Origin of the sequence: Mycolicibacillus trivialis (assembly GCF_002102395.1) — a bacterium.
In the GTDB taxonomy this organism is placed as follows: Bacteria; Actinomycetota; Actinomycetes; order Mycobacteriales; family Mycobacteriaceae; genus Mycobacterium; species Mycobacterium triviale.
This window is the reverse complement of sequence record NZ_LQPZ01000040.1, coordinates 103,927-123,651: the sequence shown is the minus strand read 5'-3', so window position 1 is coordinate 123,651 and position 19,725 is coordinate 103,927. Positions and strand designations below refer to the sequence as shown.

General features: G+C 68.6%; 19 protein-coding genes. 17 read left to right on the top strand and 2 right to left on the bottom strand.

Going from position 1 to position 19,725, the window contains the following annotated elements; all coding sequences use genetic code 11:
- Window positions 1–71: 71 nt before the first annotated feature.
- The 4 genes from AWC30_RS14560 to AWC30_RS14545 all read left to right on the top strand — a co-directional run bounded on the left by AWC30_RS14560 (window position 72) and on the right by AWC30_RS14545 (window position 3,371).
- The gene (locus tag AWC30_RS14560; RefSeq protein WP_085110943.1) at window positions 72–1,034 is read left to right on the top strand and encodes an ACP phosphodiesterase PptH; all 963 of its coding nucleotides are present in this window, start codon (window positions 72–74) and stop codon (window positions 1,032–1,034) included.
- The gene (pptT, locus tag AWC30_RS14555) at window positions 1,031–1,699 is read left to right on the top strand and encodes a 4'-phosphopantetheinyl transferase PptT (protein WP_085110942.1); all 669 of its coding nucleotides are present in this window, start codon (window positions 1,031–1,033) and stop codon (window positions 1,697–1,699) included. The genes AWC30_RS14560 and pptT overlap by 4 nt, the downstream gene beginning before the upstream one ends.
- Window positions 1,696–2,592: a tRNA pseudouridine(55) synthase TruB gene (gene truB, locus AWC30_RS14550; RefSeq protein ID WP_085110941.1), complete on the top strand. Its 897-nt coding sequence runs from the start codon at window positions 1,696–1,698 to the stop codon at window positions 2,590–2,592. The genes pptT and truB overlap by 4 nt, the downstream gene beginning before the upstream one ends.
- Before the next feature lie 101 nt (window positions 2,593–2,693).
- The gene (locus tag AWC30_RS14545) at window positions 2,694–3,371 is read left to right on the top strand and encodes a TetR/AcrR family transcriptional regulator (protein WP_085110940.1); all 678 of its coding nucleotides are present in this window, start codon (window positions 2,694–2,696) and stop codon (window positions 3,369–3,371) included.
- Here AWC30_RS14545 and AWC30_RS14540 read toward each other — a convergent pair.
- Complete coding sequence (locus tag AWC30_RS14540) at window positions 3,350–4,891, bottom strand: flavin-containing monooxygenase (protein WP_085110939.1); 1,542 nt, start codon at window positions 4,889–4,891, stop codon at window positions 3,350–3,352. The two genes, AWC30_RS14545 and AWC30_RS14540, sit on opposite strands and share 22 nt — an antisense overlap.
- 301 nt (window positions 4,892–5,192) lie before the next feature.
- On the opposite strand from AWC30_RS14540, the gene AWC30_RS14535 reads away from it, so the two are divergent.
- The 12 genes from AWC30_RS14535 (at window position 5,193) to AWC30_RS14480 (ending at window position 17,985) form a co-directional block, all read left to right on the top strand.
- A complete protein-coding gene (locus tag AWC30_RS14535; RefSeq protein ID WP_085110938.1) occupies window positions 5,193–6,398 on the top strand; it encodes a lipid-transfer protein in 1,206 nt (401 codons plus the stop codon).
- Window positions 6,399–6,443: 45 nt separating this feature from the next.
- Entirely contained in the window at window positions 6,444–6,887 is a 444-nt protein-coding gene (locus tag AWC30_RS14530) for a type II toxin-antitoxin system Rv0910 family toxin (protein ID WP_085110937.1), read from the top strand.
- Window position 6,888: 1 nt separating this feature from the next.
- Window positions 6,889–7,758 (top strand): MaoC/PaaZ C-terminal domain-containing protein, encoded by an 870-nt coding sequence (locus AWC30_RS14525; RefSeq protein ID WP_085110936.1) that lies wholly within the window; start codon window positions 6,889–6,891, stop codon window positions 7,756–7,758.
- Between the two features lie 31 nt (window positions 7,759–7,789).
- Entirely contained in the window at window positions 7,790–8,659 is an 870-nt protein-coding gene (locus tag AWC30_RS14520; protein WP_085110935.1) for an SDR family oxidoreductase, read from the top strand.
- Window positions 8,660–8,691: 32 nt separating this feature from the next.
- Window positions 8,692–9,945, top strand: coding sequence for an acyl-CoA dehydrogenase family protein (locus AWC30_RS14515; protein ID WP_085110934.1), 1,254 nt, complete (start codon window positions 8,692–8,694; stop codon window positions 9,943–9,945).
- A gap of 217 nt (window positions 9,946–10,162) precedes the next feature.
- Window positions 10,163–11,728 (top strand): acyl-CoA synthetase, encoded by a 1,566-nt coding sequence (locus AWC30_RS14510; RefSeq protein WP_085110933.1) that lies wholly within the window; start codon window positions 10,163–10,165, stop codon window positions 11,726–11,728.
- A gap of 50 nt (window positions 11,729–11,778) precedes the next feature.
- Complete coding sequence (locus AWC30_RS14505; RefSeq protein WP_085110932.1) at window positions 11,779–12,657, top strand: SDR family oxidoreductase; 879 nt, start codon at window positions 11,779–11,781, stop codon at window positions 12,655–12,657.
- Between the two features lie 65 nt (window positions 12,658–12,722).
- Window positions 12,723–14,042 (top strand): cytochrome P450, encoded by a 1,320-nt coding sequence (locus AWC30_RS14500; protein WP_234808095.1) that lies wholly within the window; start codon window positions 12,723–12,725, stop codon window positions 14,040–14,042.
- Complete coding sequence (locus AWC30_RS14495) at window positions 14,039–14,887, top strand: short-chain dehydrogenase/reductase (RefSeq protein ID WP_085110930.1); 849 nt, start codon at window positions 14,039–14,041, stop codon at window positions 14,885–14,887. Before AWC30_RS14500 ends, AWC30_RS14495 begins: the two co-directional genes overlap by 4 nt.
- Window positions 14,884–16,389: a flavin-containing monooxygenase gene (locus AWC30_RS14490; protein ID WP_085110929.1), complete on the top strand. Its 1,506-nt coding sequence runs from the start codon at window positions 14,884–14,886 to the stop codon at window positions 16,387–16,389. The genes AWC30_RS14495 and AWC30_RS14490 overlap by 4 nt, the downstream gene beginning before the upstream one ends.
- A 108-nt stretch (window positions 16,390–16,497) precedes the next feature.
- The gene (locus tag AWC30_RS14485) at window positions 16,498–17,547 is read left to right on the top strand and encodes a helix-turn-helix domain-containing protein (RefSeq protein WP_133053701.1); all 1,050 of its coding nucleotides are present in this window, start codon (window positions 16,498–16,500) and stop codon (window positions 17,545–17,547) included.
- A 21-nt stretch (window positions 17,548–17,568) separates the two neighbouring features.
- Entirely contained in the window at window positions 17,569–17,985 is a 417-nt protein-coding gene (locus AWC30_RS14480) for a CBS domain-containing protein (protein ID WP_085110927.1), read from the top strand.
- Between the two features lie 10 nt (window positions 17,986–17,995).
- Here AWC30_RS14480 and mntR read toward each other — a convergent pair whose 3' ends face one another.
- Window positions 17,996–18,685: a manganese-binding transcriptional regulator MntR gene (mntR, locus tag AWC30_RS14475; protein ID WP_234808094.1), complete on the bottom strand. Its 690-nt coding sequence runs from the start codon at window positions 18,683–18,685 to the stop codon at window positions 17,996–17,998.
- 43 nt (window positions 18,686–18,728) lie between these two features.
- Here mntR and AWC30_RS14470 point away from each other — a divergent pair, with 43 nt between their 5' ends.
- Complete coding sequence (locus tag AWC30_RS14470; protein WP_085110926.1) at window positions 18,729–19,703, top strand: bifunctional riboflavin kinase/FAD synthetase; 975 nt, start codon at window positions 18,729–18,731, stop codon at window positions 19,701–19,703.
- The last annotated feature ends 22 nt before the right edge of the window (window positions 19,704–19,725 follow it).

Here is a 19,725-nt window from a genome sequence, read left to right as displayed (position 1 = left end):
AGACCACCGGCAAAGCCCGGATCCGGTCGCCGCCGGCCGCGGCGCGCGTCGCATGGTTACGCTGGGGCACTGTGGCAGCGCAGAGGACGGGCGAGGTGCGCCCCACCCTGTGGGCGGTATCGGATCTGCACACCGGGCACGTCGGCAACAAGCCGGTCACCGAATCGCTGTATCCGTCCTCCCCGGAGGACTGGCTGATCGTGGCCGGCGACGTCGCCGAACGCACCGACGACATCCGCTGGTCGCTGGATCTGCTGCGCCGACGGTTCGCCAAGGTCATCTGGGTGCCCGGCAACCACGAACTGTGGACCACCGGAAAGGACCCGACCCAGGTCTTCGGCCGGGCCCGTTACGACTACCTGGTCGAGATGTGCGACGAGCTGGGCATCGTCACCCCCGAACACCCGTTCCCGGTCTGGACCGAGCAGGGCGGCCCGGCCACCATCGTGCCGATGTTCCTGCTCTACGACTACACCTTCCTGCCCGCCGGAGCGTCCAGCAAAGCCGAGGGATTGGCGATCGCCCGGGAGGCGGGCGTGGTCGCCACCGACGAGTTCCTGCTGTCGTGTGAGCCCTACGCCACCCGCGACGCCTGGTGCCGCGAGCGGGTGACCGCCACCCAGGCCCGGCTGGAGGAACTGGACTGGATGACCCCGACGGTGCTGGTCAACCATTTCCCGCTGGTGCGCGATCCGTGCGAGGTGCTGTTCTACCCGGAGTTCTCGCTGTGGTGCGGCACGACGGCCACCGCCGATTGGCACACCCGGTACAACGCGGTCTGCAGCGTCTACGGCCACCTGCACATCCCGCGCACCACCTGGTACGACGAGGTGCGATTCGAGGAGGTGTCGGTCGGCTACCCGCGGGAGTGGCGCCGGCGCAAGCCTTATCGTTGGCTGCGTCAGATCCTGCCGGACCCGCAGTACGCGCCCGGCTACCTCAACGAGTTCGGCGGGCATTTCGTGATCACCCCCGAGATGCGGGCCGCCTCCGAACGTTTCGCCGAGCGGGCCCGCGGCAGGCGGGGCCGATGACCCCGCTGCTCTCCAGCGTCCTGCCGAGCGTGGTCGGGCTGGCCGCCGCGGAACGCTACGACGATCCGCCCGAACTGCGTGCGCTCCCCGAGGAGGAGCCGCTGATCGCACGGTCGGTGCCCAAGCGGCGCAACGAGTTCATCACGGTGCGGGCATGCGCGCGTACGGCGCTGGCGGAACTGGGTGTGGCGCCGGTCCCGATCCTCAAGGGCGACAAGGGACAACCGCGCTGGCCCGACGGTGTGGTCGGCAGCCTGACCCACACCGCCGGCTACCGAGGTGCCGTCGTCGCCCGCGACGGCGCGGTGCGCTCGGTGGGCATCGACGCCGAACCGCACGACGTGTTGCCCGGCGGCGTGCTCGACGCGATCAGCCTGCCCGCCGAGCGTGATGAGATCGCGGCGTTGCCCGCCGAGCTGCATTGGGACCGGATCCTGTTCTGCGCCAAGGAGGCGACCTACAAGACGTGGTTCCCGCTGACGCAGCGCTGGCTGGGGTTTGAAGACGCCCACATCGTTTTCGAGCCCGACGACACCGGCAGTACCGGCAGTTTCACCTCCACCATCTTGATCGACCCGGCCGCGCTGAGCGGACCACCCCTGACCGTCCTGCGCGGACGCTGGTCGGTGGCGCGGGGGCTGGTCCTGACGGCGATTACGCTGTGAGCGCGGTCGGGCCGGGGCTGGTCATCGTCGACAAGCCGGCCGGCATCACCAGCCACGACGTGGTGGCCCGCTGCCGGCGGTTCTTCGCCACCCGCAAGGTCGGGCACGCCGGAACCCTCGACCCGATGGCCACCGGGGTGCTGGTCATCGGTGTGGAGCGGGCTACCAAGATCCTCGGGCTGCTCACCGCCGACGCCAAGGCCTACACCGCGACGATCCGACTCGGCCAGACCACCAGCACTGAGGATGCTGAAGGGGAGCTCCTTGCCGCCACGCCGGCCGGCCGGCTCGACGAGACCGCGATCGAGGCGGCGATGGCGTCGCTGCGCGGCGACATCGCGCAGGTGCCCTCGGCGGTCAGCGCCATCAAGGTCGACGGCAAGCGCGCCTACCGACTCGCCCGGGAGGGCCACGAGGTCCGGCTGGCCGCCCGCCCGGTGCGCATCGCACGCTTCGAGCCCCTGGCGCTGCGCCGCGACGCCGACACGATCGACCTGGATGTGGCGGTGGAGTGCTCGGCAGGCACCTATGTGCGGGCGCTGGCGCGTGACCTGGGGGAGCGGCTCGGTGTCGGTGGACACCTCACCGCGCTGCGTCGCACCCGCTCCGGGCGGTTCGGGCTGGCCGAGGCCCGCACACTCGAGCAACTCGCCGAGCAGCCGTCGCTGAGCTACACCCTGGATGCGGCCTGCCTGCAGGCGTTCCCGCGCCGCGACCTCACCGCCGCCGAGGCCGAATCGGCCGGGCACGGCCGGGCCCTGGCCGCCTGGGGCGTCGACGGGGTCGACGGCGTTTACGCCGCCACGGCCGCAGACGGCCGGGTGATCGCGCTGCTCGAGGACGCCGGGGGGCGTACCCGCTCGGTGGTGGTGATCCGCCCGGCCACCCTGTAGGCGCCCACGACAGCCGCGCCGAAGATTAGATACGTTCATCGCTGTATCTAACCGTCGATGCGTTAGGGTGGGGCGACCAGCCCCGCGCGGAAGGACCGACGATGGCGACCGGCGTCGAGGAACAACCGGTGCGGCGCACGCAGGCCGAGCGCAGCGCGGCGATGCGCACCCGGCTGCTCGACGCCACGATCGAATGCCTGGTCTCCCACGGTTACGCGGGGGCCACCACGCCGCGGATCGCCGAGATCGCCGGGGTCACCCGCGGCGCCCAGATCCATCACTTCCGGTCCAAGGAGGACCTCGTGGTCGCGGCGGTCGAGCACCTGGCGCAGCAGCGGGTGCAAAGCGCGGTGCGCGACGTCGGGCGGGTGCGCTCCAGCCCGGACCCCGTCGCTACCGTGCTGGAGTTCCTGTGGGAATCCCATCAGGGTCCGCTGTTCGTCGCGACCGTGGAACTGTGGGTGGCCGCCCGTACCGACCGGGTGCTGGCCGAGCACATCGCCCGGATGGAGCCGATCGTCAACAGCACGCTGATCGCGGCGATCGCGCAGCTGCTGCCCGAACACCCGGCGCAGAAGGAGGTCCGCAACCTCGTCTACACCGCGATGGACGTGCTGCGCGGCATCCTGGTCAGCGGGTTCGTCGACGGCGACACCGACCGTGCCCGCCGGCGCTGGGAGCGGGCCTGCGTCGACCTGACCGCGCTGATGGCCGGCACCATCCCGCCGCTGGCCGCCGACCGGCCGGCCGGCGACGCTCAGCCGGCCCGGAAAACGTAGTCGTCGAGCCGGAAGGTGCGGCTGCGCCAGGCCACCTCCAGTGACGTCGCGGGTCGCAGCGGCACGTCGCCGTGCTTGTCGAAGTAGTAGCTGTTGGCCGCGGCGCAGGTGTCCTGCCAGAAGATCTGGCTGCTACGGCGGCGCATCATCTCGGCGAAGAACCGGTCGTGGGCCTGCCGGGACACCTCGACGTAGTGATTACCGCCATCGCGGGCGCGGCGCAGGCAGCGCAGGATGTGGTCGGTCTGGGCCTCGATCAGGTTGAAATACGACGATCCGTTGTAGCCGTAGGGCCCGATGACCGAGAAGTGGTTGGGGTAGCCGGGGACGCTCACCCCCTGGTAGGCCTGCAACCGGTGCTCGTCCCAGAACGCGCCGAGGTCGACGCCGTCGAGGCCGCGCAGCGCGTAGGTGGGCATGTTGTCGGGGTCCATCACCTTGAACCCGGTGGCGAAGATCAACACGTCGAGGTCGTGCTGGGTGCCGTCGTCGACCCGGACTCCTGCGGTGTTGATCGCGCTGATCGGGGTGGTCTCCAGGAAGACGTTGGGCCGGTTGAAGGTGGACAGATACGAGTTGTGGAAGCTGGGCCGTTTGCAGCCCAGTCCGTAGCGCGGGGTGAGTTTGTCGCGCACCTGCGGATCGCGTACCTGGCTGCGCAGATAGCGTTTGGCCAGCGCGTGGCTGATCGGCAGGAACCGGGGGATCACCCGCTGGTAGTGCGCCGGGATGGGGAAGGTGAACTCCACGAACAGTTGGGCGGCCAGCCATGATCCCCACTGCGCGGCGGGCAACCGGTCGAGCAGCCACTGCGCCGGACGCGGCAGCGGCACATCGGGTTTCGGCAGACACCAGATCGGGGTGCGCTGGAAGACGGTGAGGTGCTCGACGTCGGCGGCGATCTCCGGGACGACCTGTACCGCGGAGGCACCGGTGCCGATGATGCCGACCCGCTTGCCTCGCAACGACTGATCGTGGTCCCACCGGGCGGTGTGCATGGTGACCCCGCCGAATTCGGTCGCGCCGGGGATGTCCGGGATCACCGGCTGGGTCAGGATTCCGCACGCGTTGATGACGAACCGTGCCGTCAACTGCCCGCCGGCGGCGGTCGACAGTCGCCAGACGTTGCGGTCGGCGTCGAACTCCGCGGCGGTGACGGTGGTGTTGAACCGCAACCGCGGGGCCAGACCGTACTTGTCCACACAGTGCAGGGCGTAGGCCTTCAACTCGTTGCCCGGCGCGTAGGTGCGCGACCAGTCGGCACGTTTCTCGAAGGAGTACTGGTAACAGAACGAGGGGATGTCGACCGCGATGCCCGGGTAGGTGTTCCAGTGCCAGGTTCCGCCGACGTCGTCGCCGGCCTCGAGGATGGCGAAGTCGTCGAAGCCGGCCCGGGCCAGTTTGATCGCGGCGCCGATGCCCGCGAAACCGGCGCCGATCACCACGATCTCGTGGTCGGGCGCGTCGTGCCGGGTGGGGGAGTCGGGCCGCGGCTCGGTGTCGACTCGCGGAGCGGGCATGGATCCTCGCTTTCGTTGCGGCATGCGCGCCGGTAGGCATCTGCGACGGCGTGCTGGCGGTGCCACCCAGGCAATCGAAACTGATGCCAGTTGTCAATGGCAATGTCGCAGCGCCCCCGCGAAAACCGCGAACGCACTGGTCACGGCGGCACTGCGACGCGCCGGGCGGAACGGACGGCGAACGCCGGTGCGCGACCCCGCCGCCACCCACCGTTTACATGAATACATTCCAGTGTGTATGTTTATGTCCGCAGCGTGCGAACCGCTCGGCTGGGCGGGTTCGGCTACCGGAAGGAATCGCATGACAAACAGGGTTTTCGTGATCGGTGTCGGCATGACGAAGTTCGAGAAGCCGGGCCGCCGACTCAACGAGGACGGCTCGGCTTGGGACTACCCCGACATGGCCCGAGAGTCCGGCACCAACGCCCTGGCCGACGCGGGCATCGACTACACCGCGGTCGAGCAGGGCTACGTCGGCTATGTCTACGGGGAGTCGACGTCGGGTCAGCGCGCCCTCTACGAACTGGGGATGACCGGGATCCCGGTCATCAACGTCAACAACAACTGTTCGACCGGCTCGACCGCGCTGTACCTGGCCGCCCAGGCGATCCGCGGCGGCCTGGCCGACTGCACCATGGCGCTCGGCTTCGAGAAGATGAAACCGGGCTCGCTGGAGGCATCCTACGACGACCGGGCCCAGCCGATGGAGAAGCACATCCTGGCGCTGGCCGAGATCTCCGAGGTTCTGTTTCCGCCGGCGCCGTGGATGTTCGGGGCGGCCGGACGTGAGCACATGAAGGAACACGGTTCCACGGCCGAACACTTCGCCAAGATCGGCTACAAGAACCACAAGCATTCGGTGAACAATCCGTACGCGCAGTTCCAGGACGCCTACACCCTCGAGGACATCCTGGCGTCGCGCATGATCTACGACCCGCTGACCAAGCTGCAGTGCTCGCCGACCTCCGACGGATCCGGAGCGGCGATCTTGGCCTCCGAGGCTTTCGTCGAGCGACACGGCCTTGCCGGCCGTGCGGTCGAGATCGTCGGACAGTCGATGACCACCGACTTCGAGTCGACTTTCAACGGCACCGCCAAGAACCTGATCGGCTACGACATGAACGTCCAAGCCGCCCGGCAGGTCTACGACCAGTCCGGTCTCGGGCCGCAGGACTTCCAGGTCATCGAGTTGCACGACTGCTTCTCGGCCAACGAACTGCTGCTGTACGAGGCGCTGGGGCTGTGCGCCGAGGGTGACGCCCCGAAGCTCATCGACAACAACGACACCACCTACGGCGGGCGCTGGGTGGTCAACCCCTCCGGCGGGCTGATCTCCAAGGGACACCCGCTGGGAGCGACCGGCCTGGCCCAATGTGCCGAGCTGACCTGGCAACTGCGCGGAACCGCCGACAAGCGCCAGGTCAAAGCCGTCACTGCCGCACTGCAGCACAACATCGGCCTGGGGGGTGCCGCCGTGATCACCGCCTACCAGCGCGCCGAGCGCTGACCCCGACAACCGAGATATCACCCCACCACCGCAAGGAGTACCACCATGGGACACATCGAAGCCACCAAAAAACTCTCCGCCAGCCCGGACGCGCTCTGGGGAATCATCTCCGACCTGTCCACCTGGGACCAGTGGTTCACGGTGCACGAGAAATGGCTGGCCGACGTTCCCGCGACCCTGACCGCCGGCACCCCGCTCACCGCGAAGATCGTCATGCTCGGCATGGCCAACAAGATCGAATGGACCGTCGAGAAGATGGACCCGCCCACCTCGCTGGCGTTGGCCGGCACGGGGATGGCCGGGGTGAAAGCACTTTTCGAGTTCACCGTGAAGCCGGCAGACGACGGCGGATCGGAATTCACCGTCGCCGGGGACTTCGAGGGCGCACTTGTCAAGGGTGCTTTGGCCAAGGCGGTGGAGAAGGACGGGGCCAAACAGCTGGACAAGTCGCTGGAGAAACTCGACGCCCTGGCTTCCGCGGCGGTCTGAGATGACCGACGAGATCACCGAATTCGATAATTCGGGCCTGAACGTCTGGGCCGACCCGGAGACTTTCGAGGTCTCCCGGGAGCGGATCGCCGAATACGCGGCGGCGAGCAACGACCCGATCGCCGCCCACCGGTCCGGGGACATCGCCCCGCCGGTATTCGCGATCGTGCCGGCATTCGACGCGCTCATGACACCAGTGCTCGACGTCGTTCCGATCGAGATCTTCGGACGGATCGTGCACGGCGAGCAGGACTTCCACTTCCACCGACCGATCCGTCCTGGCGACCAACTCAGCTCGCGGGGTCGCGTGATCGGCTACGACTCGGTGGATTCCGGTGCCCGGGTCTCGATTCACCTCGAAACCCGGGACGCCATCGGCGAACTGGTCAACGAGCAGTACCTGATCGGGTTCTTCCGCGGTGTCAACGCCGGACCTGCGGTCGGCGAGCAGGTGCCCGAGCACAAGTTCGACGCGGCACTGCGCGAACAGGGGCCGGCAGCCAAGGTCGTCCAGCACGTCGACGACGACCAGACCTACCGATACGGTCCGGCCGCCGGTGACCCGATGCCGATCCACCTCGACGAGGAGGTGGCGCGCGACGCCGGACTGCCCGGCATCATCGCGCACGGACTGTGCACCATGGCGTTCACCTCATGGGCGGTGCTCACCGAATTCGGTGACTCGGACGTCAACCGGCTCAAGCGACTCGCGGTGCGATTCTCCAAGATGGTGCTGCCCGGCGACGACCTGGAGACCCGGATCTGGAAGACCGGATCGGGCGGCGGCGTCACCAGCTACGCGTTCGAGACCGCCCGGGTGGGCACCGACGAATTCGCCATCACCGACGGCCTGGCCGTCCTCGCCGACTAGACATCTCAGGAACAGACAAAGGGAGACAGGCATGGGAGCTTTGGAAGGGCGGGTCGCGATCATCACCGGAGCGGGCCGCGGAATCGGACGCGAACACGCTTTGCTGTTCGCCCGCGAAGGCGCGGCGGTCGTCGTCAACGACCTCGGCGGGGACAACGCCGGGGAAGGCGCGGACGCCAGTGCAGCCCAGCAGGTGGTCGACGAGATCACCGCTGCCGGCGGTCGCGCGGTGGCCAACACCGACAGCGTCGCCGATTGGGTGGCCGCGAAGAACCTCATCACCCAGGCAGTCGACGAGTTCGGCCGGCTCGACGTGCTGGTCAACAACGCCGGGATCCTGCGTGACGCGTTCATCGCCGGGATGGAGGAATCCCAGTGGGATGCTGTGCTCGACGTGCACCTCAAGGGGCACTTCGCCGCGATGCGCCACGCCGCCGAATACTGGAAGAACCAGTCGAAGGCGGGGGATCAGCCCAGCGCGGCGATCATCAACACCGCCTCGGCCTCGGGTGTCACCCTGCCGAATGCCGGCCAGGCCAACTACGGGGCAGCCAAGGCGGGTATCGCGGCGCTGACCCTGGTGGCCGCCGAGGAACTGGAACGCTACGGGGTGCGGGCCAACGCGATCGCCCCGATCGCGCGGACGCGCCTGACCCTGGCCACTCCGGGTATGGGCGCGCTGATGGCCGAACCAGACGAGGGGGAGCTGGACCTGTTCAACCCGGCCAACATCTCGCCGCTGGTGGCGTATCTGGCCACGGAGAAATGCCCGATCACCGGCGGGGTGTTCGCGGTGCAGGGCGGGGCGATCTCGCGGCTGGCCGGCTGGCACGACACCGAGACCATCGAAACCGACGGGCTCTGGGAGATCGACGACATCGCCGCGCGGCTGCCCCAGTAGCGCCGGCGGGAACGACAACGGGAGAACAACGAATGTTCGAGTGGTCCGAAACCGACATCATCATGCGCGACACCATGCGTGCGTTCATCGACAAGGAGATCCGTCCACACCAGGACGCGCTGGAAAGCGGTGAGCTGTCGCCGTACCCGATCGTCCGCAAACTGTTCAGCGAGTTCGGGCTGGACGTGATGGCCGGCGAGGCCGTGAAGAACATGCTGGAGAAGCAACGCGCCAAGGCCGACGGCACGATAGCCGAGGACAAGGAGCCGTCCGAGTCCGGCGGCATGGGCGACATGGCCGGGCAACTGTCGATGGCGGCGGTCCTGGTCGCCGAACTGTCCGGCGTCAGCATCGGGTTGCTGTCCACCGTCGGTGTCAGCCTCGGGCTGGGCGCCGCCACGATCATGAGCCGGGGCACGCTGGCACAGAAGGAGCGTTGGCTGCCCGACCTGATGACATTGGACAAGATCGCCTGCTGGGCCATCACCGAACCCGACGCCGGCTCGGACGCCTTCGGCGGCATGAAAACCTATGTCCGCCGCGACGGTGAGGACTACATCCTCAACGGTCAGAAGACGTTCATCACCAACGGCCCCGACGCCGACGTGCTGATCGTCTACGCCAAACTCGACGAACGCGACCCCGCCGTGGACAAACGCCACCGGCCGGTGCTCACCTTCGTCCTGGAGTCCGGGATGCCCGGGCTCACTCAGGGCAAGGCGTTCAAGAAGATGGGCATGATGTCCTCGCCGACCGGGGAGCTGTTCTTCGACAACGTCCGGTTGACGCCCGATCGTCTGCTCGGGGAGACCGAACAGCACACCGGTGGTGACGGCCGGGAGAGCGCTCGGGCGAATTTCGTTGCCGAACGGGCAGGGGTGGCGTTGATGTCGCTGGGCATCATCGACGAATGCCACCGGCTGTGCGTGGATTACGCGAAAACCCGCACCCTGTGGGGCCAGAACATCGGCCAGTTCCAGCTGATCCAGTACAAGCTGGCCAAGATGGAAGTCGCCCGGATCAACGTGCAGAACATGGTCTTCCAGACGCTGGAGAAGGCCAAGGCCGGCAAGACACCGTCGCTGGCCGAAGCCTCGGCGATGAAGCTGTACTCCTCGGAGGCGGCCACCGAGGTCGCCATGGAAGCGGTCCAACTGTTCGGCGGCAACGGGTACATGGCCGAATACCGGGTGGAACAACTGGCCCGCGACGCCAAATCACTGATGATCTACGCGGGCAGCAACGAGGTGCAGATCACCCACATCGCCAAGGGACTGCTGGCCTGACCGCGGGAGGCAGCAGCGATGATCACCGAGGGTGAAGCCTGTCATGCCGGTGTGTTCACCCGGACTTTGAGTGTCGCCGGTGACGGGGCTGCTCTACGGCCCCGGTGAGGCTGCGGACCCGGGGTTCCCGGGGCACGCCCACAACCGGGCGGACCCACCACGGCGGTCGGCACAATCGATCGGATCGTGGCGGCCGGAACGAAGGAGACAGGGATAAATGCTCGGCGACAAGGTGGCCGCGGTGCGAGTGTTGGTGCGGCGCGGCATGATCGAGCCGTTGCGGCCGGACCGCGCGGTCCGGGCGGCGCGGTCGGTCGGCCGCTACGGTGCGCTCGGCGGGATGGTGCACTACGCCGCCGGTCGCTACGGCACCGCGCCGGCCGTCGTCGACGACGACGGCGAGGTCGGCTTCACCGAACTCGAGGAGGCCAGCAACGCGCTGTCCCGGGGGTTGGTCGCCGAGGGGTTGGGAGCCGGATCGACGATCGCGATGCTGCACCGAAACCACCGCGATCTACTGCTGGGGCTCTCGGCGGCGAACCGGATCGGCGCCCGCGCAGTGCTGATGAACACCGGCTTCGCCGGCCCGCAGTTGGTCGAGGTGTGCGGCCGGGAACGGGTCGGCGCGGTGCTGGCCGATGCGGAGTTCGCCGATCTGTTTACCGGGCTGCCACCCAGCACGCCTCGGTTGCAGGTTGGACAGATGGGCCGGAGCCGCCCCGGTGACCCGGTGCCGGCGCCGTCGCGGCCAGGCGGCATGGTGCTGTTGACCAGCGGCACCACCGGAACGCCCAAGGGCGCGCCGCGGGAGAAGATCAACCCGCTGCAGACCGCCCAACTGCTGGACCGGATCCCGTGGCCGGCCGGCGGCACCTACTGCGTGGCCGCTCCACTGTTCCACGCCACCGGCCTGGCGACCTGTGCGTTGGGCCTGTCACTGGGCAACCGCGTGGTGCTGACGCGTCGATTCGATCCGGAGGCCACGCTGGCGGCCATCGACCGCTACCGGGCGCAGACCCTGATCGTGGTACCGACCATGCTGCAGCGAATGCTGGACCTGGGCGACGACGTCCTGAATCGCTACGACACCTCCAGTCTGACCGTGGTATTCGCTGCCGGATCGGCGCTCTCCCCGGAGCTGTGCCGCCGCACCGCCGCGGCTTTCGGCGACGTGCTCTACAACCTGTACGGCTCCACCGAAGTGGCCGCCGCCGCGGTCGCCACCCCCGCCGACCTGCGGGCAGCCCCGGGCACGGTCGGCCGGCCGCCGGTCGGCTGCCGGCTGGCCGTCTACGATGCAGAGCGCCGCCGCGTCACCGAACCGCACCGGTCGGGCACTTTGTTCGTCTCCAGCGGCCTGTCGTTCGGCGGCTACACCGACGGCAGCCACAAGGAAATCGTCGACGGTCTGCTCTCGACCGGGGACACCGGGCATTTCAACGAGGACGGACTCTGGTTCGTCGACGGACGCGACGACGAGATGATCGTCTCCGGCGGGGAGAACGTCTTCCCGCTCGAGGTGGAGAATCTGCTCGACGACCACCCCGATGTGGTCGAAGCAGCCGTGATCGGCGTCGATGACCTCGACTTCGGTCAGCGGCTGTGTGCGTTCGTCGTCACCCGCGCCGATGCGACGCTCAGCGCCGACGACATCAAGGATTTTGTGCGGAGCAATCTCGCCCGACACAAGGTGCCCCGCGATGTGGTGTTCGTCGAAGAACTGCCGCGCAACGCCACCGGAAAACTGTTGAAACGACAGCTCACCGAACCACTGCCCGACTAGCTGCGCTGCGGCGGCCACGCAGTGCACCAATCCACAGTGACAGGAGCACGATGACCTCAACAGCAGTGACCGGACGGGTGGTCGCCATCACCGGCGGGGCCCGCGGAATCGGTCTGGCCACCGCGAAGGCGTTTGTCGCGGCCGGCGCCAAAGTGGCGATTGGTGACCTGGACGCCGACCTGGCCCGGCGAGCGGCCGCCGAACTGCCCGGCGTGCTGGCGGCGTCGCTGGATGTCACCTCGCCGCAGTCGTTCACCGATTTCCTCGACGCCACCGAAGACACGCTCGGTCCGTTGGACATCCTGGTCAACAACGCCGGGGTGATGCTCACCGGTGAGTTCGTCGACGAAACGCAGGCCACCGAGGACGCGATGATCGACATCAACCTGCGTGGGGTGATCACCGGCTGCAAACTGGCTGCGCGGCGGTTCGCCCGGAACGGGTCGGGCACCATCATCAATATCGCGTCGATGGCGGGAGTGGCCGGTTTTCCCGGCGTGGCAACCTATTGCGCCACCAAATTCGGTGTGGTCGGGCTGACGCTGGCGCTACGGGAGGAACTGCAGGAGCAGAAGATCGCGGTGAGTGCGATCCTGCCCGGGATCGTGCACACCGAACTCTCGGCGGGGATCGACCTTCCCGGGGTGATCGAGCGGTTCGGCTCGGTGGAGCCCGAGGACATCGCCGCAGCCGTCGTGGCGGCAGCACGGAACCAGCGGGCGATGACCTACGTACCGCGTCGGCTCAGCGGTACCCTGGCGACGGCGAAGATCCTGCCGGAGAAGTTGCGCCGGTGGGCGTTTCGGGTCACGAGGACCGATCACGCCTATCTCGCCGTGGACCGGGCGACCCGTGACGCCTACCACCATCGCGCCACCGGAACCGAGGGGAGCGCGCGAGGGGTAAACGACGGGGAAACCGCTGTCTGAAAATATCAAATCCTTGTCTGTATCGAGCATTCCGCTACCGCGATCAAAGCCCTAACGTCAGCGCTATGAGCACTGACATGTTGCGACCCACCCCGCGGACGGTGGCCGCGGTCGCCCGACGAGTGGTAACCGAACTGGGCGGTTCACTGGTGACCGGGACTTATCGCGATCTGCGTCGGCCGCGAGCCCGGCGAGCACCGAAGCCGGTGACCCGAACCGAGTTCGATCCCACCGAACCGGCCAGCATCGCCAACCCCTACCCGGATTTCGAGCGCATCCGCCGTGAGCGGGTCGTCGTCAACGAGAAGTTGGATGTGTGGATGCTGGGGCGCTACGCCGACGTGCATGCCGCCGCCCGCGATAACACGATGTTCTCGTCGGCATCGGGGATCATGCTGCGCGCCACCCCCGGCCCGGCGATGATCGTCACCGACCCGCCCGACCACGAGCGACTGCGCAAGGTCACCCAGCCGATGTTCAGCAAGAAGGCGGTCGGTTCGGTGACCGAGGAGATCCGCGCCCTGGCCGCCGGCGGGGTGGCGAAATTGCGCGGCGGCGACGTGGTCGATCTGGTGTCGGAGCTGACCATCCCACTGCCGATCAACGTCATCGCCCATCTGCTCGGAGTGCCGCGGGACCGGTGGGGACAGTTCCGGGCGGTCTCCGACGAATTCGCCGAGATCTTCAGCCCCCGATCCTTCCTGGAGGTCCTCGGGTTGGTTCGCTCCGCGTTGCCGGCGTACATCGGCTACCGCGACTTCATCGCCGGGGAGATACGACGGGGAGCCGGCCGGCAGGGGCAGGCCGCCGTGCTGGATCAGTTGGCCGCCGCGGTGGACACCGCGGAGATCAGTGACACCGAGGCGTTCTTCTACGCGGTGCTGATCCTGGTAGCCGGCAACGAGACCACCACCAACCTGTTGGGGATGCTGCTGATGCGACTCGCCCAGTATCAGCGGCTCTTCGACGAACTCCGCGCGAACCGCCGTCTGCTGCCCGCGGCGGTGGAGGAGACCGCGCGATGGGGCTCGCCGGTGCAGTGGGTGGCCCGCACCGTCACCGCCGACGCCCCGATCGGGGACGTGGTGATCCCGCGGGGTTCGCGAGTGGTGCTGTTCTACGCCTCGGCCAACCGCGACCCGGAGAAGTTCCCCGATCCGGACCGGTTCGACATCCACCGCAAGACCGCCGGGCACCTGGCGTTCGGTCACGGGATCCACTTCTGCCTCGGAGCGCACCTGGCCCGGCTGGAGGTGATCACGGCCATCGATCACCTACTCGATGAAGTGGACGGCCTGGAGCTGGTCGGGCCGGTGCGGTGGGGGACGACCCCGTCACTCCAAGGCCCCGCGTCGTTGCCGATGCGGGCCCGGCGGGCGGCATGAGGCGAACGCACGCGGCTCGGATCGCCGGCAAGACCGTGCTGATCACCGGAGGGGCCCGCGGCATCGGGGCACAGGTGGCCCGGGACCTGGTCGCCTACGGTGCTCGGGTCGCCATCCTGGACCGCGATAAGACTGCCGCCGCGCACCTGGCCGGTGAGCTCGGCAGTGCGGCAGCGACATTCGAGGCCGACGTCACCTCCGTGGCGTCGATGATCGCCGGGTGTGCGAGCGCCGCCGAGCACTTCGGCGGCATCGACGTGGTGGTGGCCAACGCCGGAATCGCCGGGCCCGGCGCCACCGTCGCGTCGGTCGACCCCGAGCAGTGGCGCAACGTCATCGACATCAACCTCACCGGCGTCTTCCACACCGCGCACGCCGCGCTGCCGCACCTGCGCGCCAGCCGCGGCTACCTCCTCGCGGTGGCTTCGGTGGCAGCGGTGCTGCCGGGGCCGACGGTCAGCGGCTACATGGCGGCCAAGACCGGCGTCGAATCGTTGGTGCGGTCGTTGCGGGTGGAACTCGGCGGCACCGGCGTCGGGGTCGGCATCGCCTACTTCGGCTTGGTCGACACCGGTTTGGCGGCGGATCTGCTCACCGACTCCGGGCTGGGGGCGGTGATGTCCGCAGTGCCTGCCGCCGTCGGCCGACCCATCCCGGTCGCGACGGCGGCGACCGCGATCGTCACCGGTGTGGCCCGCCGATCGCGGCGGCTCTATGCACCCGGCTGGGTGGCGTTGTTGTTGGACCTGCGCACCCCGCTGAGCGCCGCCGACCGGCTGCTGGCGGTCTGGCCGAGCATCCGGCGCACCGTCGGTGCCGCCGACCGGAAAAAGGAGTTGCGATGAATCGACGGCAGCCTTCGGTGGGCATCGTCGGCGCCGGCATGTCGGGGCTGTGCCAGGCGATTCTGCTGCGGCAGGCCGGCATCACCGACATCACCGTCTATGAGAAGGCCACCGAGATCGGCGGCACCTGGCGCGACAACACCTATCCCGGGCTGGCCTGCGATGTGCCGTCACGGCTCTACCAGTTCACCTTCGCCACCAACCCGAACTGGAGCAGACTGTTCTCGCCGGGCGCGGAGATATTCGACTACTTCCGCTGGGTTGCCGCCGAATACGACCTGAACCGGGTGATCCGGTTCGGTGTCGAGATCGTCGAGGCCCGCTTCGTCGACCGGCGCTGGCGCCTCACCACCGATGCGGGGGAGACGATCACCCACGATTTCCTCGTCGCGGCCACCGGTGTGTTGCGGCAGCCACGGGTGCCCGACATCCCCGGGCTCGCCGATTTCACCGGACCGGTCATGCATTCGGCGCGCTGGGACCACGACGCCGACCTGGACGGCAAACGGGTCGGCATCGTCGGCACCGGATCCACCGGCGCGCAGATCGTGGTCGCGCTGTCCCAGACGGCTGCCCGAGTGGAGTTGTATCAGCGCAGCGCCCAGTGGGTACTGCCGTTGCCGAACCCGGGGTACCGGCCCTGGTCGGCGCCGCTGCACCGTCGTCTTCCCGGGTTGGGCCGGCTGGCCTACGGCGGCTATGACCGGGCCTTCGAATTCTTCGCCGGGGCCTTGGTCAAACCGGGCTGGCGACGGACCGCGCTGAGCAACCTGGTGCGGGCCAACCTGCGCACCGTGCGCGACCGCGACCTGCGTCGCCGGTTGACCCCGGACTATCAACCGATGTGTCGCCGGCTGGTCATCTCCGGCGGGTTCTACCGGGCGATGCAGCGACCGAACGTGACCTTGGTCGACACCGGAATCGACCACGTCGACCCGCGCGGCATCGTCACCGTCGACGGCATGCTGCACGAACTGGACGCCATCGTGTTGGCCACCGGGTTCGACGCCCACGCCTTCATGCGGCCGATGACCCTGGTCGGCGCGAACGGGGCGAACGTGGAGCAGCTATGGGCCAATGGCCCGCAGGCCCACCTGGGAGTGGGGCTGCCGGGTTTCCCGAACTTCTTCATGTTGATCGGTCCGCATAGCCCGGTCGGCAACTATCCGCTCACCGCGATCGCCGAATCCCAGGGCCGGCACATCCTGCGCTGGATCCAACGCTGGTCCGACCGTGAATTCGACACCGTCGCACCGACGGTGGCGGCGACTCAGCGACATAACGCTGCGATGCGAGCCGCGATGCCGGACACCATCTGGGCATCCGGTTGCACCAGTTGGTATCTCGGCGCCGACGGCAACCCGGAACTGTGGCCGTGGACCCCGCACGTCTACCAGCGGCGACTTGCCGCGGCTCCCGATCCCGCCGACTACGAGCTGGCCCGGGCCGGTCAGGACAACAACACCGACACCGCTGTCGAAGTCGAGCGGGTGTGGTCTTGATCGCTCGATTCGGTGACCGCACCGGTCGGTGCGGAGACCGCGCACCAGCGGATCGTCGCCGGTGTTTCGGTGGCGTCGGAGAACCCGCCATTTGATACGTTCGGACACATGGGCGAAGGTGGCGCCACGGGCGACCCCGGCGAGGTCGCCTGGGACATCCCCCGCCCGGCGTCGACCTGCCAGCACCTCCTCCGCGCGGCGGAGGCGCAGGGCATCGGTGTGGACACCTGCCTGGCGGGCACGGGGCTGACGACCGCCGAGATCACCGACACCGCAACCGAAGTACAGGCGGCCCAAGAGTTGACGATCGTGCGCAACGTCCTGGCCCGCATCGGGGACCCCGGCCGGTTCGCCCGCGACGTCGGCGCGCAGTACAACTTCGCCAACACCGGCATCCTCGGCTACGCCGTGCTGGCCAGCCCCACCATCGGCGACGCCGTCAACGTGTCCTGCCGCTATGCGGCTCTGTCATCCACGTATCTGCGGCTCCGTCGCACCGACACCCCGGCGGGTGCGGTGGTGGAGTTCGACAACAGCGCGGTACCCGCGGATGTGCGCGGCTTCATGCTTGAGCGGGACCTGGTTGCCCTGGCGAACATGGCGCCACTGCTGGTCGGCCAACTGGAAGCCAGCACGCCGATTCTTGTGGAGTCGCCCGGGATCGAATTGCCGGCCGAGCGGCTCGAATTCGATCGGCTCACCGTCGTGATCGACGGATCGGCGTCCCGGACGGCGGTCACCATCCCCGCTGACGTTCTGGCCCTGCCGATGCCGGCGGCCGACGCGGCGACCGCCGCGACCTGCGTGCGGCAATGCGCGGAGCTGCTCCAGTCGCGCCGACAGCGCCGCGGACTGGCCGCGCGGGTGCGCAGCCGACTCATCGCGACCCCCGGACAGCTGCCGCCGATGGCGGAGATCGCCGAGGAGATGGCGATGACCGAGCGAACGTTGCACCGGCGGCTGGCCGCGGAGGGAACCAGCTACCGGGGTCTGGTCGACGAGGTCCGGGTGGCCTTGGCAGTGGCCCTGCTGGAGTCGGGGCTGACGGTGGAGGAGACCGCGCGCCAGCTCGGCTATTCCGAGACCGCGGCGTTCACCCGGGCCTTCATCCGCTGGACGGGTGACCGACCGAGCGCACACCGGAAACGACCGGGATGACCGAGATGCGATGATCGAGCCATGACAGACATACCCAGCGCAGGCTCGATCCCGGTCTCCGAGGTCACCGGGGATCCGGTGGTGCGGGTCGCCGCTGACGCCTCCGTCGCCGACGTCGCCCAGGCGATCATCCACGGCGAGGTGGGCGCGGTCGTCGTCGGCTCCGACGAGCGGCCGAGCGCACTGGTCAGCGAGCGGGATGTGGCCGCGGTGGTGGCGGCCGGGGACGACCCGGCCACCGTCCGCGCGATCGACGTCGCCAGCAAGAACCTCATCTGGTGTGACGCCGACACCACCATCGACCAGGCCGCGGTGCGGATGATGAACCACTACATCCGGCACATCCTGGTCGAGCGCAGCGGCGTGCTGATCGGGATCGTCTCGGCCCGCGACCTGCTCGGCGTCTACGGTGCCGACGCAAAATCCAACCCGCTGTAGGCGAAACGGCCTACTGCACCCAGATCGCCTGCGCCGCCGGACTGCCCAACTCCACGGTGGAACTGGTGCCGTCGTCGGCGGTGACCGCCACCGACGTCATCCCGGCGAACTCGCGGCGGGTCACCACCTGCAGCCGGGAATCCAGGCTGATCCCGACGTCGGCGAAGTAGCGCAGCATCTCCGGATCCGCGTCGGAGATGCGCGCCACCGTCCCGGACTCGCCGTCGTGGCAGTCCCACAGCAGCCGCGCCGGGGCGGCGGGCACCTGACCGTCAGCCGCCGGGATCGGGTCACCGTGCGGGTCGCGCTGCGGGTAGCCGAGTTTCGCGTCCATGCGCGCCATCAACAGATCCGAGACCGCGTGCTCGAGCACCTCGGCTTCGTCGTGGACCTCGTCCCAGCTGTAGCCCAGCTCGCTGACCAGATAGGTCTCCAGCAGCCGGTGCCTGCGCACCATCGCCACCGCGGCGCGCCGGCCGAGTTCGGTCAACGTCACTCCGCCGTACTTCTCGTGGTCGACCAGCCCCTGGTCGGCGAGTTTGCGGATGGATTCCGAGGCGGTGCTCGCCGAAACCCCCAGCCGGTCGGCCAGGAGTTTGGTGCTGACCCGCTCCGGCGCCCACTCCTGCGCGGTCCAGATGACCTTCAGGTAGTCCTGGGCGACCGTTGTCAGCGCGCTGCTCGGATCCTCGGTGGCCACACCGCTGAGTGTAGGCAACCCTGCGGCATCGTAGGCTTGCGACGTGCAGCGGTGGCGTGGGCAGGATGAGATCCCCACGGACTGGGGGCGATGTGTGCTGACCATCGGTGTGTTCGACGGTTTGCACCGCGGGCACGCCGAGTTGGTCGCGCGCGCGGTGAAATCCGGGCGGGAACGCGGCGTCCCGACGGTGCTGATGACCTTCGACCCGCATCCGATGGAAGTGGTCTACCCGGGCAGCCACCCCGCCCAGCTGACCACCCTGACCCGGCGCGCCGAACTCGCCGAGCAGGCCGGGGTCGACGTGTTCCTGGTGATCCCGTTCACCGCCGACTTCATGAAGCTCACCCCGGAGCGCTACATCCACGAACTCCTGGTCGAGCGGCTCCACGTGGTGGAGGTGGTGGTGGGGGAGAACTTCACCTTCGGCCGCAAGGCCGCCGGAGACGTCGACACGCTGCGCCGCGGCGGCGAGCAGTTCGGCTTCGTGGTCTCGGCGGTGTCGCTGGTCACCGAGGGAGACCAGACCGAGAGCGTCACCTACTCGTCCACCTACATCCGGGCCTGCGTGGACGCCGGGGACATGGTGACCGCCGCCGAGGCGCTGGGCCGACCGCACCGGGTCGAGGGCGTGGTGGTGCGCGGCGACGGCCGGGGGGCGTCGCTGGGATTCCCCACCGCCAACGTCGCGCCCACCATGCATGCCGCGATCCCCGCCGACGGGGTGTACGCCGCCTGGTTCACCGTGCTCGGTCCCGGGCCGGTGGACGGCACGGTGCGGCCGGGCCGCGCCTACCCGGCCGCGGTGTCGGTCGGCACCAACCCGACCTTCTCCGGGCGGCAACGCACCGTGGAGGCGTTCGTGATCGACGAGTCGGCCGACCTGTACGGCGAGCACGTCGCGGTGGACTTCGTCGACCGGGTGCGCGGGCAGACGAAGTTCGAGTCGGTGGACGACCTCATCGACGCGATGAACGCCGACACCGCGCAGGTGCGGACCCGCCTCGCGATTACCTGACGCGTCGCCCGCGCTGTTAGAC

Bases quoted from the DNA above. Each gene is read 5' to 3' on its own strand.
- AWC30_RS14535 (WP_085110938.1), top strand. From the start codon at position 5,193: ATGACAAACAGGGTTTTCGTGATCGGTGTCGGCATGACGAAGTTCGAG.
- pptT (WP_085110942.1), top strand. From the start codon at position 1,031: ATGACCCCGCTGCTCTCCAGCGTCCTGCCGAGCGTGGTCGGGCTGGCC.
- AWC30_RS14525 (WP_085110936.1), top strand. From the start codon at position 6,889: ATGACCGACGAGATCACCGAATTCGATAATTCGGGCCTGAACGTCTGG.
- AWC30_RS14510 (WP_085110933.1), top strand. From the start codon at position 10,163: ATGCTCGGCGACAAGGTGGCCGCGGTGCGAGTGTTGGTGCGGCGCGGC.
- AWC30_RS14485 (WP_133053701.1), top strand. From the start codon at position 16,498: ATGGGCGAAGGTGGCGCCACGGGCGACCCCGGCGAGGTCGCCTGGGAC.
- AWC30_RS14545 (WP_085110940.1), top strand. From the start codon at position 2,694: ATGGCGACCGGCGTCGAGGAACAACCGGTGCGGCGCACGCAGGCCGAG.
- AWC30_RS14490 (WP_085110929.1), top strand. From the start codon at position 14,884: ATGAATCGACGGCAGCCTTCGGTGGGCATCGTCGGCGCCGGCATGTCG.
- AWC30_RS14540 (WP_085110939.1), bottom strand. From the start codon at position 4,891: ATGCCCGCTCCGCGAGTCGACACCGAGCCGCGGCCCGACTCCCCCACC.
- AWC30_RS14515 (WP_085110934.1), top strand. From the start codon at position 8,692: ATGTTCGAGTGGTCCGAAACCGACATCATCATGCGCGACACCATGCGT.
- AWC30_RS14530 (WP_085110937.1), top strand. From the start codon at position 6,444: ATGGGACACATCGAAGCCACCAAAAAACTCTCCGCCAGCCCGGACGCG.
- AWC30_RS14520 (WP_085110935.1), top strand. From the start codon at position 7,790: ATGGGAGCTTTGGAAGGGCGGGTCGCGATCATCACCGGAGCGGGCCGC.
- AWC30_RS14505 (WP_085110932.1), top strand. From the start codon at position 11,779: ATGACCTCAACAGCAGTGACCGGACGGGTGGTCGCCATCACCGGCGGG.
- AWC30_RS14480 (WP_085110927.1), top strand. From the start codon at position 17,569: ATGACAGACATACCCAGCGCAGGCTCGATCCCGGTCTCCGAGGTCACC.
- AWC30_RS14495 (WP_085110930.1), top strand. From the start codon at position 14,039: ATGAGGCGAACGCACGCGGCTCGGATCGCCGGCAAGACCGTGCTGATC.
- AWC30_RS14500 (WP_234808095.1), top strand. From the start codon at position 12,723: ATGAGCACTGACATGTTGCGACCCACCCCGCGGACGGTGGCCGCGGTC.